The organism is Arthrobacter sp. MDT2-16 (assembly GCF_054510925.1).
The window spans coordinates 1-12,529 of record NZ_JBTNDP010000006.1 but is presented as its reverse complement, the minus strand read 5'-3'; the positions used below and the strand labels follow the sequence as shown (position 1 = coordinate 12,529).

The following is a 12,529-nucleotide window of genomic DNA, read 5'->3' as shown; positions in this document are numbered from 1 at the left end:
CATCGGTAGCGGCACGGCGAGAGCCGCGCCGGTGCCCGGCGTCCGCCCGGGCGTGCCGGCCCGAGGGACGCCGGACCGGGCCTCAGTCGGTGGCGAGTCCGGCGACCGGCGACAGACGGGCCGCCCGCCGGGCCGGGAGCACGGAGGCCAGGAGTCCTGCGGCGACGGCCACCAGGAGGACCGCTCCGAGCTGACCGACGGGCACCGAGAGGATCACCGGAGTCAACCCGCCCAGGGCCGACTGCGCGCCGAGCCATCCGTAGAGCACGCCGAGTACGGTTCCCAGCAGGGCCGCGACCCCGGCGACGAGCACGGCCTCGACCGCGAGCATCCCGCGCAGCTGCCCCCTGGTGAGCCCGAGGGCCCGCAGCAGGGAGTTCTCGCGGCGTCGTTCCAGGACCGAGAGGGAGAGCGTGTTGGCCACCCCGATGAGCGCGATGAGCACGGCGACGGCGAGCAGGGCGGTCACGATGAGCAGCATGACGTCGATGATCTGGTCGTAGGCCAGCCGCTCGATCGCCGGGCCGGTGACGTCGTACTCCGACACACCCGTGGCCGCGACGATCCGCGACCGCACCTCGGCGATGCCGTCCGCATCCAGTCCGTCGTCGACGCGGAGCCAGTACATGGAGCCCACGGCGGCCGCGAAGGCATCGGTGTCCGCCGCCGTGCGGGGTGCCGGATCGGTGTCCGCCGGTTCGCCCAGGTAGGCCTCGAGGGCCCCCGGCGGGGTGCCGCCGAGCTGCTCCGCGGTGGCCCGGGTGATGAGGGGCTGGAAGAACACCGCGTCCGTCGCGGTGACGGGCAGGGTGGCGGAGCCGCCGCCGGCGTCGAGGGTCACCTCGGCCTGCTCCCAGGTCTGGGGTGCCAGGACCATGCCGTCCTGCAGCACCCCATCGGAGCGCAGCACGCCGGCGATCTCGTCCGCGTCCGCCGTGTACACGAGCTGGGCGCCGTCCGCGGCGCTGGTCAGCAGCACCGGGGTGAGCTGGACGGCGGCCTGCACCCCGTCCACCTGCAGGAGTGTGGCGGCATCCACGCGGGACGGCTGTTCGCCGGCCGCCGCGGAGAGGGACCCGGCCACCCTCACCTCGAGGTCGACGGCGTAGTTCTGGTCGAGCTCGCGGTCGAAGGACATCCGGGCGGTCTGCGCCCCGACCATCATCATGGTCACGAGCGTCACGCCGACCATCAGGGCGGCCGCCGACGCCGTGGTGCGGGCGGGGTTCCGGACGGCGTTGACCGCCGCGAGGGCGCCGGGTACGCCCAGGGGGCGGGCGATCCGCCCGACAGCCGCCACGCAGGCCGGGATGAAGAGTGGTGCGAGGAGCACGATGCCGAGGAAGGAGATGGCACCGCCGACCACGGCCTGGCCGATCGCGACGGAGACGGCGCCGAGGAGCAGCAGCGCGGCGCCGACGAGCAGGGCGGCGAGGCCCGCGATGAGCCGGACCCGCCCGCTCCTGGTCCCGGCGAGCACCGGCTCGGTGGGACGGAGCGCGGCCAGCGGTGCCACGCGCGTCGCAGCCCGCGCCGGGACCAGGGCGGCGAGGAGTGTCATCAGCACGCCCACCGCGATACCGATGAGCACGGCCGAGGGTGGGACGGCCAGGACGGCGAAGGAGCCGAAGCCGGTTCCGCGGGCCAGCCCGACGAGTGCAGCCATGACACCGACGGCCAGCAGCACCCCGAGCAGGGACGCCACCAGTCCCACGAGGGCGGCTTCGACGAGCACCGAGGACCGGATCTGCCGCCGTCCGGCCCCGATGCAGCGCAGCAGGGCCAGTTCCCGGGTCCGCTGCGCCACGAGGACCGAGAAGGTGTTCGCGATGACCAGCCCGGCGACGAGCACGGCCACGGCGGCGAAGGCGAGGAGGATCCCCGTGAGCGCGTCGTTGCCGTTGGAGAGCTGGGCCACGTCGGCGAGTGTCTGTTCGGGGGCCGTGCGGACGGTGAAGGTGCCGGACTCCCGGGCGGGTTCGAGGGCCGCGGCGACGGCCGCGGCGAGGGCGGCGGTGTCCGTGCCGGGGTCTAGGGCCAGCTGGACGTTGCGGAACGCGGGGCCGCCGTCGGAGAGCTCGCGGACCACCGACGGGGACGCGAGGACCTGCACCACCCCGGACAGGGACGGGTCGGCGCTGGGCGCCATGAGCGCGGTGACCTTGAGGGCGCCGCCCAGCGCGGCAGGGGTCACCTCGGTCCTGTCACCGAGGGCCACGGTGTCACCGGGTGTGATGCCCAGCCGCCCGGCCGACTTCTCGTCGAGCGCCACCTCACCGGGGGCGCTCGGGTAGGAGCCGCGGGTCACCTCCGCGTTCTCCAGGTCCGGCGGAGCGGTGGTGGTGAAGGCGGCGAGGGAGGTCCGCGAGCCCGTGGCGAGCTGACCGTACGCCCGCTCGAGACCGTGTGCGGTGTGCACACCAGGGACGGCTGCGAGCCGCTCGACGACGTCGGCAGGGATGTCCGCGCCGTCCTGACCGGTCACCACGAGGTCGGCCTTGGCGTAGGTGGCCCCGATGCTCCGGCCGAGACTGGCGTTGGTGGTCGCGCCGACCATGAGGGTCGCGGAGAGGAAGGCGACGCCGAGCATCACGGCGAGCCCGACGGCGATGAAGCGGCGGGAATGCACCCGCACCTGGGCGAGGGCCAGCTGCAGCACGTCAGGCTCCCAGCTGCGCGAGGGCGCTCGAGATCGCGTCCGGCGTGGACTGCTCGAGCTCGCCGACCAGCACGCCGTCGTTCATGAGGACCACGCGGTCGGCATAGGACGCCGCCACGGGATCGTGCGTCACCATGATGATGCTCTGGCCCATCTCGCGGCAGCTGCGCCGGAGCAGGGAGAGCACTTCGGCGCCCGTCGCGGAGTCGAGGTTGCCGGTGGGTTCGTCCCCGAAGATGACGTCGGGCCGGGTGAGCAGGGCGCGGGCGACGGCGACGCGCTGCTGCTGGCCGCCGGAGAGCTCGTGCGGGCGGTGGGTCAGCCTGTCGGTCAGCCCGAGCGAGGACGAGATCTGCTGCAGCCAGGCGGTGTCCACGGTGCCGCCGGCGAGCGCGACCGGCAAGATGATGTTCTGCTCGGCGGTGAGGGTTGGAACGAGGTTGAAGGCCTGGAAGACGAAGCCTACGCGGTCGCGGCGGAGGCGGGTGAGGTCGGCGTCGGGCAGTGCGGTGATCTCGGTCGGGCCGATCCAGAGCCGGCCGGCGTCGATGCTGTCGAGCCCCGCGAGGCAGTGCATGAGGGTCGATTTGCCGGACCCGGACGGGCCCATGATCGCCGTGAAGCGCTGCCGCTCGAAGTCGAGGGAGACGCCGCGGAGCGCGTGGACGGCGGTCTCACCGCGGCCGTAGCTCTTGGACACGCCCCGGGCGCTGACGGCGCCGTCCGGGGTGGAGGACACGGGGAGGGCGCCGGGCATGCCGGCAGGACGATTCGTGGACGTTGTCATGCTCCCACGCTATGGAGGGAAGCGGGCGTCCGGATCGGCGCGCGGGCCGGGGTTTCCCGCCGCATCTCTCATCCCGGGGGATGAGCAGGAGCACCGCAGCCTACGACCGGCTGGTCCCGGGTACGGGCCGGCCTGTCGTCAGGGCCGCACGATGCCCGTCGCGTAGGCGAGGACGACGGCCTGTACGCGGTCGCGCGCCCCGAGCTTCGCGAGGATGTGTCCCACGTGTGTCTTCACGGTCGCCTCGGACAGGAACAGCTTCGATGCGATCTCCGGGTTGGACAGCCCCTGGGCGATGAGTTCGAACACCTCGCGCTCGCGGGCGGTCAGGCGGGCCACCGCGGCGGCCTGGGCGTCCTGAGCGGGCGAGGCCTGGCGCAGCATCGGGGCCACATGGTCCAGCAGGCGCCGCGTGGTGGAGGGCGCGATCACGGCGTCACCGCGATGCACCGTGCGGATGGCCTCCAGCAGCTCCTCCGGCGGCGCATCCTTCAGCAGGAATCCGCTCGCACCGGCGTGGATCGCGGACAGCGCGTACTCGTCGAGGTCGAAGGTCGTCAGCACCACGATCCGTGGCCCGGCCGCCGCACCGCCTGCTGCCGCCTGGCCGGCGAGGATACGGCGGGTCGCCTCGATGCCGTCCATACCCGGCATGCGCACGTCCATCAGCACGACGTCGGCGCGCGTGGCGGCGAGCGCCCGGACCGCCTGCTCGCCGTTGGCCGCCTCACTGACCACCGTGAGGTCGGCCTGGGAGTTGATGAGCATCGCGAATCCGCTGCGCACGAGGTGCTGGTCGTCGACGATCGCGACGCGGATCGGCCCGGTGTCCCCGCCACGTGCCGGCTCGCTGCCCGTGTCGGCCGGCGAGGTGCTGCTGGTGGTACTGCTGGTGCTCTCCACGGGGTCCTGTTCTCCTGGTCTCGCCTGGTGCTGGTGCATACCTGTCATCCTCGCGCTGCGCCGCTCACGCGTCTCCCGGGTACCGCCACAAGCCTAGGCCTGCGTGTAGGGGATGAATGCCTCCACACGATAGCCGCCGCCCGTGCGCGGCCCCGCGGACACGGTGCCGTCGTACAGGCGCACCCGCTCGGTCATCCCGGTGATCCCCTGGCCGGCGCCCGCCGTGGAGGGATCGGGCGCGGCCCCGCGGCCGTCGTCGTCGACCGTGACGGTCAGCCCGCGGGGGCCGTACCCGAGCTCCACCTCGGCACTCGTGTTCGCCCCCGCATGCTTGAGCACGTTGGTGAGCGACTCCTGCACCACCCGGTAGGCGGTCAGCTCGGCGCCGAGCGGGAGCGGCCTCCGGGGCGTACCGGTGCGGCGGCACGCCACCCGGACGCCGGATCGCCGGACCGACTGGATGAGGGAGTCGACGTCGTCCAGCGTGGGCAGCGGCCGCGTGGAAGCGGTCTCGTCGCCGCGCAGGACACCGAGCAGCCGCCGCATCTCGCGCAGCGACCCCCGTCCCGTGTCGGCGATGGTGCCGAGTGTCTGCACCGCGAGCTCCGGCGCCTGGGCGCTCGCGTACCGTGCGCCGTCGGCCTGCGTGATGATGACCGAGAGGGAGTGCGCCACGATGTCGTGCATCTCCCGGGCTATGTGGCTGCGTTCGTCCGCGGCCGCGAGGTCGCGCTCCTGTTGCCGCTCCACCTCCAGCCGCCGCGTCCTGTCCTCCAGTGCCTGATAGGTGCGGCGCCGGGACCGGGCGAGGTCACCCATCGTCCAGGCGAGGAGCACGAGGGCCTCGATGAAGAAGACCAGGACCAGGAACAGCGGGATGGTGCTCAGCACGAACTGGTCCCCGCCGAGGCCGAGCAGGTCTCCGTAGCGCGCGGGGCCGACGGCGGCGGCGAGGACCGTGAGCCCCAGGCCACCGATGCTGGCCCACCGCGGGGCGTAGGCGGCGAGCGTGTAGAGCGTGATGAGCACGACGAACTGCGCCGGGACCGGGTCCACGCCGAGGACGAGCTGCAGGACGGAGATGCCGGCGATGATCCCGGCCGAGAGGAGCACGTGCGAGCGGCGCCACGCGAGGGGCACCAGCAGGGCCACGGACACCGCGACGACGACGCCGTACCCGCTGGCGCCGGCGAAGGGCAGGACCAGGAACACGAAGATCGCCAGCGCGAGGCAGGTGTCCAGTGTCCCCGGGTGTGCGCGTACCCAGCGCGCGAGTCGCAGGTGGATGTCCATGGCAACCAACTCTAGGTGGGCCGCTGCCGCCGCACATCCGACCGCGGGTGGAGCTGTCTCAGCCTGCGGACCGATTGTCGCGGGAGAAGGTGCCTTCCTACGCTGGGACCATGACTGACGCACCGCACCGCATCGATCTGGCCGTCATCCCCGGAGACGGGATCGGCCCGGAAGTGACAGCAGAGGCGGTGAAGGTGCTGTTGGCGGCCGTGGGCACCGACGTCGACGTCGCGCTGACGGAGTACGAACTCGGCGCCGAGCACTGGCTCGCCACGGGGGAGACCCTGCCCGATGCGACCCTGGAGCGCCTGCGGAGCCACGATGCCATCCTCTTCGGCGCGGTGGGCGCCGCGCCGGGGGACACCCTCGTCCCGTCGGGCCTGATCGAGCGGGAGTTCCTGCTCAAGCTCCGCTTCTCGCTGGACCATTACGTGAACCTGCGTCCCACCCGGCTGTTCCCCGGCGTCACCAGTCCGCTCGCCGACCCGGGCGCCGTCGATTTCGTCGTCGTCCGTGAAGGGACCGAGGGTCCGTACACGGGCAACGGCGGGACGCTTCGCGGCGGGACGGTGCACGAGGTGGCCACCGAGGTGTCGCTGAACACGGCGCATGGCGTGGAGCGCGTGGTGCGCGACGCCTTCGCACGAGCTGCGGGACGCCGCAGGAAGCTGACCCTCGTGCACAAGCACAACGTCCTCGTCCATGCCGGCCACCTGTGGAAGCGCATCGTCGAGGCCGTCGCCGTCGAGTTCCCCGAGGTGGAGCACGACTACCTGCACGTGGACGCGGCGATGATCTTCCTCGTCACCGATCCGGCGCGCTTCGACGTGATCGTCACCGACAACCTGTTCGGCGACATCGTGACCGATCTCGCCGCAGCGGTCTCGGGGGGCATCGGGCTCGCCGCGTCCGCGAACCTCAACATGGACCGCACCGCCCCGTCCATGTTCGAGCCCGTCCACGGCTCGGCGCCGGACATCGCGGGCCGGCAGATCGCCGACCCCACGGCCGCGATCCTCTCGGCGGCGCTCCTGCTCCACCATCTCGGTCTCGACGCGCCCGCGGTTCGCATCGAGCAGGCCGTCGAGGCGGACATCGCGTCCAGGACGGGAGCCCGCAGCACGGCCGCCGTCGGCGATGCCATTGCCGCTGCGGTGTCCTAAGGTGGTTACACATCATTAACCCAGTGCCGGAGCACTGACCACCGACGGACGACGGCGGCCGCGCCGCGCGTGCAGTCCGTTCCAGCGCGGAGGAACCATGACAGCCACCGAAACCCAGTTCGCCCAGCACCTGTCGGAGCGGCGCATGCCGGTCGAGGAGCGGGAGGCGGTCCTGGCGGATCCCGGCTTCGGCAACTTCTTCACCGACCACACCGCGATCGTCGACTTCCGCGTGGACGAGTCCGGGGTCGGGGGCTGGCACAGCGCCCGCCTCGAGCCCTACGGGCCCATCGCCCTCGATCCCGCGGCCGCCGTCCTGCACTACGGCCAGGAGATCTTCGAGGGCATGAAGGCCTACCGCCACACCGACGGCTCGGTGTGGACGTTCCGCGCCGACGCCAACGCTGCCCGCCTGAACCGGTCCGCCGTCCGCCTCGCCCTGCCCCAGCTGCCCGAGGAACTGTTCCTCGAGTCGCTGCGCCAGCTCGTCGCCGCGGATCAGGACTGGATCCCGTCCGGCGACGGCGAGAGCCTCTACCTGCGGCCCTTCATGATCGCCACCGAGGCGTTCCTCGGCGTGCGGCCTGCCCGCGAGGTGTCCTACCGCGTCATCGCGTCCCCTGCGGGCAACTACTTCGGCGGTGAGGTGAAGCCCGTGGACATCTGGGTGTCCCGCAACTACGCGAGGGCAGGACGTGGCGGCACAGGGGCAGCCAAGGCCGGCGGCAACTACGCCTCCTCGCTCGCCGCCCAGCTGGAGGCCGAGGCCCACGGCTGCAAGCAGGTGCTCTTCCTCGACCAGTTCAACGACAACGCCGTCGAGGAGCTCGGCGGCATGAACGTGTTCTTCGTCTTCCGTGACGGCTCCCTCGTGACCCCCGCCCTCTCGGGCACGATCCTCGAGGGCGTGACGCGGTCCTCGGTCATCCAGCTCGGACGCGACCGCGGGCTGGACGTCGTGGAGCGCAAGATCACGCTCGACGAATGGCGAGACGGCGTCGCCTCCGGCGACATCACGGAGGTGTTCGCGTGCGGCACGGCTGCCGTCATCACCCCGATCGGCCGCTTGCGCGACGGCGACGAGTACATCGGAGCCGCCGACTCCGCGGCGGGGGAGGTCACCATGTCGATCCGGAGCCAGCTGCTGGGTATCCAGACCGGCGTCGAGGAGGACACGCATGGCTGGCTGACGCGCCTGGTCTGAGTTCCGTCCCCCGACGGCGCCCGCCACCGCCCCTGCAGGGGTGGGAACGGGCGCCGTCGCCGTTCCCGGGCCGGGTCAGCGGGAGGACGCCCGCTGTGCGCCCTCGACGCCGTCACCGACCTGAAGGAAGCGGGTCGCGGTCAGGAGCACCGCCGTCTCGTCGGCCGGCAGGGGGCGGCTGAAGTAGTACCCCTGGCCGCTGGCGCAACCGAGGTCCCTCAACTGACTCGCCTGTTCGGCCGTCTCGATGCCCTCGAACACTGCCTCGAGCCCGGCGGCCCGGATGAGCTGCAGGATCGCGGCGACGAACTCCAGCTGCCCGGCCCTCGAGTTGAGCTCCACGAGCAGCGAGCGGTCCACCTTGACCATGCTGACGGGCAGCTCCCGCAGGTAGCTGATGGAGGAGTATCCCGTCCCGAAGTCGTCGATCTCGATCCCCACGCCGAGCTGCTTCAGGCTCAGGAGCGAGTACATCTCCACCTCGCCGCGCGTCACGATCGCCGTCTCGGTGATCTCCACCACGAGGGCGCGCGCCGGGAGGTCGAGTTCGCGGAGCAGGCCGCGGATGTGGTCCACCAGGTCGAGCTGCTTGAGCTCGACGGCGGAGAGGTTGACCCTCAACTGGAAGTCCTCGTCGAGCGCGATGTCCCGGCGCCACTGGGCCAGCTGACGCAGCGAGCGGGACATCACCCAGCGATCCAGGTCATGGATGACGCCGATCTCCTCGGCGAGGGGGATGAAGGTGTCCGGCGGGATCAGCCCGCGCAGGGGATGCTGCCACCGCACCAGGACCTCCACACCGAGGATCCGGTTGGTGGCGAGTTCCACCACCGGCTGGTAGTGCAGCACGAGTTCGTCCGAACTGATGGCGCCGCGCAGCTCGGTGGCCATCTGGCTGCGCAGCTGCCGCGAGTACAGCATCACGGGCTCGAAGACCTTGATGATGCTGCGACCCTCGCGCTTGGCCGCATACATGGCGGTATCGGCGTCGAGCAGGAGTTCCTCGGCGGACTGGCCGGTGGTACCGAGGCGGACGCCGATGCTGGCGCGCGCGTGGACGTAGAGCGAGTCCAGGCGGATGTGCGCGTCGAGTGCCTCCAGGGCCCGACGTGCCACGTGCATCGCGCTGTCCATGCTCGCGCCGGGCAGCAGGATCGCGAACTCGTCACCGCCGAGCCGGGCCACGAGGTCGCTCTCGCGGACCACGCTGTTGAGCCGGGACGCCACCTCCTGCAGGACGCGGTCACCGGCGTCGTGGCCGAAGCGGTCGTTGACGTTCTTGAAACTGTCGAGATCGAGCAACAGGAGGGCGGGAGGCGGCGATCCGGCCGAGGCCTGGTTGAGGGCCTCCTCGATGGCGTCCATCAGCGCTACGCGGTTCGCGAGACCCGTGAGGGCGTCGGACATCGCCATCTTCATCATGTCCAGGTGCGCCTGGCGGAGCATGGCGGTGCGACTTTCGACGCGTTTCTCGAACTGCTCGTACACCTGCTCGAGCTCCTCGGCGAGGAGATTCACACCGGTGATGACGGCGTCGACCTCATCCCTCGCGCTCGAGGGTTCGATCCGACTGCTGAGCTCGCCGCGCGACAACCGGACGATGCTCTCGACGAGCATCGCGAGCCGCGGGTCCTTGTGGGCGCTCATCGGTCCCAGCGTACATTCCGGGCCGCTGCCGCCTGCGCGCCGAGCGGTGCGGCGACATACGGATGCCGGGGGAGTGCCGGCGCCCCTCGGTCCGCTGTACGGTCGGAAGCCGTTGTCATGGCGCTACCCCCAGGCTGCCGCCGTCGAAGAAGTGGTTGAGGACGCGTCGACGGGTCGACCATCACGTGGTCGAGCGGTGGATCGTTCTGCACGGACCCTGCTACCGCCGACGGGGAAAGATTAGCACTGCGCCCGGCCACTTCCGTGGCGGCGCGAGGGGGCGGCCGGCAGGGGATGCGCCGATGGGAGCGGCGGGCACGAAGGAGCCCCGACCGGGGTGGGAGTAATGGGGGAAAACGCCCAAGCCGATCGGGGCCTACGCAAGAAGCTACGCCGGATCGGCGGAGCGGGGACGCGGTACGGCACCCGAGAAATTCCGCTTGACAACAGAGCTCAACGGGTCGGCACTCAGGTACCGATACCGTCCATCAGTGACCTTGCCACCGCAGCCCTCTCCTGGGCCCCGGACTGCAGGAAGAGATCCTCGCTCGCTTCGAGGTTGTCCCGTGCCTCGCTGTCCCGCCCCTGTCCTGAGAGGGCGCGTCCAAGGAAGAAGTGCGCTTCAGCCGCGGTATGTGTCGCGAGCAGGTGCTTGTGCGCGATGACATCTCCGAACTGCTCGATCGCCGCCTCGAACTGCCCCGTCAGAACCAGCCATTGCGCCCGTGTCAGCCTCAACTCGAGGCGGTCACGCTCGGTGCCACCCACGATGGAGCTTGCGAGTTCTGCACGCTCAATGCACTCGAGCGTCTCGGGTTCGATTACGTTCGCCGTCAGCCGCAGCGACGCCGATGCACGGTTGAATCGCGCCCACAGGTCCAGATCGTTCGTAGGTGACAGGTGTTTCGCAGCGAGTTGATGATAGGAGACACCTTCGCCGATGTGCCCGAGGAGGAATGCGACATTGCCGATTGCCCAATGACCAAGTCCAGTGGTCTGGGTAGGCGGTTCCATCGACAGGAGCTCGGCCAAGATTTGACACTCATTCCAGGCTTCCTCGAGTCGATCACTGTCGGCGAGGGCAGCGATCAGAGCGTTCTGCGCTTCTATCTGGATACTTTTCTGCCCGGGTGCCTCCTGGGCGGACCTTACGCCTGCACGCGCAGCGGTGACTGCTTGGGCGAGATTGCCAGTGCCCTGCAGTGCGAAGGACATCAGGGTTGCGGCTCTGGCGCTCAACGCTGGTGACTCACGCGTCAGCGGGTGGATCTCGAGTTGCTCGGCGATTTCCTTGGACTGTTGCATACGCCCCTGCTTCCGCAGAGCTTCCGATACAAGGAACGTGGCATTCCACCAACCGGCCTCATCATCGGAGGCTGCAGCGACGCTTGCGGCTCGTTCTGCCAACTGCTGAGCGCTCACGTAATCACGCTGGTTCCAGGCATCGCGAGCCTGCAGTTCGATCATGAGCTGCTCACCACGGGATTCCTGCAGTGCCATGATCGCCTTTCGTCGAAATCCCAGAACAGTGCCTCCTCACAGTATTGGTTCAAGTGCCGCCGGAGCCAGAGGACGGAAAATTGTCGAACATATCTCGCCAGAAGTGTTACCAAAGTGGCTGGTGTGGCTTACGATGATTCCAGAGCCGCTCGTGGTAGTAGGGCGGGACTCCATCACTGTCTAACCGAGCCCAAAGGACCAACACCATGAAGCGCTTCACCTCCGCACTCCTCCTCGCATCTCTCCTCGTCACTGGCGGGGCTGCTGCCGCCAACGCCGCTCCGGCGAAGGCCGATACAAAGACCTCCGTGTCCTCGACTGACCGCGTCAACAACTGGCCCTACTGAGCCTCTCGGTCGGGCACGGCGATCCGTTAGGAACGCGGCCGGGCCGAAGGTTTTGACGCAGTGCCGGTACCGCGGGCACCTTCTCTGGGGAGAGGGTGCCCGCGGTGTCGCGTTAAGCCCGTCCGCGGGCGAGGCGGCGGGGCCCCGTGCCTCGGGATCGGCGCAGGCTAGGCTTGGCGCCATGCGAATCGCACGCTTTGTCGTAAATGATGACCCATTGTTCGGTGTCGTGGAGGGCGCTCCCGGGAGCGAGGAGGTCGCCGTCATCCAGGGCGACCCCTTCTACGGAGGCGTCCAGCTGACCGGCGTCCGCCACGCCCTCGAGGATGTCCGGCTGCTCGCGCCCGTCATCCCGCGTAGCAAAGTAGTGGGTGTGGGCCGGAACTACGCCGACCACATCCAGGAGATGGGCAGCGAGACGCCGGCCGCGCCACTGATGTTCCTCAAGCCGAACACGTCGGTCATCGGCCCCGGCGATCCGATCATGCTGCCGTCCTTCTCGGACCAGATCTCCTACGAGGCGGAGCTGGCCGTGGTCATCGGCCGCATCTGCAAGGACGTCCCGCTCGAGCGCGTCGACGACGTGGTCTTCGGTTACACCTGCGCCAACGACCTCACGGCACGCGACGTGCAGAAGACCGACGACCAGTGGGCCCGCGCGAAGGGCTTCGACACGTCCTGCCCCATCGGCCCGTGGATCGAGACGGACCTCGACCCCGAGAACCTCACCATCCGCGGGACGCTGGACGGCGACCTCCGCCAGGACGGCTCCACGAGCGACATGATCTGGGGTGCCCGAGAACTCGTGGCCTACGTTTCCCAGGCGTTCACCCTCCTGCCGGGGGACATCATCCTCACCGGTACGCCCGCCGGCGTCGGGATGATCACCGACGGCCAGCGCTACGAGGTCGACATCGAGGGCATCGGCCGCCTGTCCAACCCGGCACGCCGCTGACCGGTGCGGGGGGGAGGGTGCCCCCCCCGGGCCGAAGGGGAGGGGGTGGGGGGGGTGGGTGCACGCCGCAC

10 protein-coding genes are annotated in these 12,529 nt (G+C 70.2%); 4 read left to right on the top strand and 6 right to left on the bottom strand.

What is annotated here, in order from left to right; translation table 11 throughout:
• Positions 1-82 precede the first annotated feature (82 nt).
• The 4 genes from ACX80N_RS11455 to ACX80N_RS11440 form a co-directional block, all read right to left on the bottom strand.
• Complete coding sequence (locus ACX80N_RS11455) at positions 83-2,659, bottom strand: ABC transporter permease (RefSeq protein WP_459339491.1); 2,577 nt, start codon at positions 2,657-2,659, stop codon at positions 83-85.
• A gap of 1 nt (position 2,660) precedes the next feature.
• A complete protein-coding gene (locus ACX80N_RS11450; RefSeq protein ID WP_459339490.1) occupies positions 2,661-3,446 on the bottom strand; it encodes an ABC transporter ATP-binding protein in 786 nt (261 codons plus the stop codon).
• Between the two features lie 138 nt (positions 3,447-3,584).
• Positions 3,585-4,265, bottom strand: a complete 681-nt coding sequence (locus ACX80N_RS11445) for a response regulator (protein ID WP_459339711.1) — start codon at positions 4,263-4,265, stop codon at positions 3,585-3,587.
• 177 nt (positions 4,266-4,442) lie between these two features.
• Positions 4,443-5,642 carry a sensor histidine kinase gene (locus ACX80N_RS11440; RefSeq protein WP_459339489.1) on the bottom strand — a complete coding sequence of 400 codons (1,200 nt, stop codon included), beginning with the start codon at positions 5,640-5,642 and terminating at the stop codon, positions 4,443-4,445.
• Positions 5,643-5,752: 110 nt separating this feature from the next.
• On the opposite strand from ACX80N_RS11440, the gene ACX80N_RS11435 reads away from it, so the two are divergent.
• A complete protein-coding gene (locus ACX80N_RS11435; RefSeq protein WP_105030898.1) occupies positions 5,753-6,805 on the top strand; it encodes a 3-isopropylmalate dehydrogenase in 1,053 nt (350 codons plus the stop codon).
• Between the two features lie 97 nt (positions 6,806-6,902).
• Positions 6,903-8,009 (top strand): branched-chain amino acid aminotransferase, encoded by a 1,107-nt coding sequence (locus ACX80N_RS11430; RefSeq protein ID WP_459339488.1) that lies wholly within the window; start codon positions 6,903-6,905, stop codon positions 8,007-8,009.
• 75 nt (positions 8,010-8,084) lie between these two features.
• On the opposite strand, the gene ACX80N_RS11425 is transcribed toward ACX80N_RS11430, so the two are convergent.
• Complete coding sequence (locus ACX80N_RS11425) at positions 8,085-9,656, bottom strand: putative bifunctional diguanylate cyclase/phosphodiesterase (RefSeq protein WP_459339487.1); 1,572 nt, start codon at positions 9,654-9,656, stop codon at positions 8,085-8,087.
• A gap of 468 nt (positions 9,657-10,124) precedes the next feature.
• Complete coding sequence (locus tag ACX80N_RS11420) at positions 10,125-11,156, bottom strand: hypothetical protein (RefSeq protein WP_105030895.1); 1,032 nt, start codon at positions 11,154-11,156, stop codon at positions 10,125-10,127.
• Positions 11,157-11,362: 206 nt separating this feature from the next.
• On the opposite strand from ACX80N_RS11420, the gene ACX80N_RS11415 reads away from it, so the two are divergent.
• Positions 11,363-11,503, top strand: coding sequence for a hypothetical protein (locus tag ACX80N_RS11415; RefSeq protein ID WP_157940160.1), 141 nt, complete (start codon positions 11,363-11,365; stop codon positions 11,501-11,503).
• Between the two features lie 181 nt (positions 11,504-11,684).
• On the top strand, positions 11,685-12,458 hold the full coding sequence (locus ACX80N_RS11410; protein WP_105030894.1) for a fumarylacetoacetate hydrolase family protein: 774 nt from the start codon (positions 11,685-11,687) through the stop codon (positions 12,456-12,458).
• Positions 12,459-12,529 lie beyond the last annotated feature (71 nt).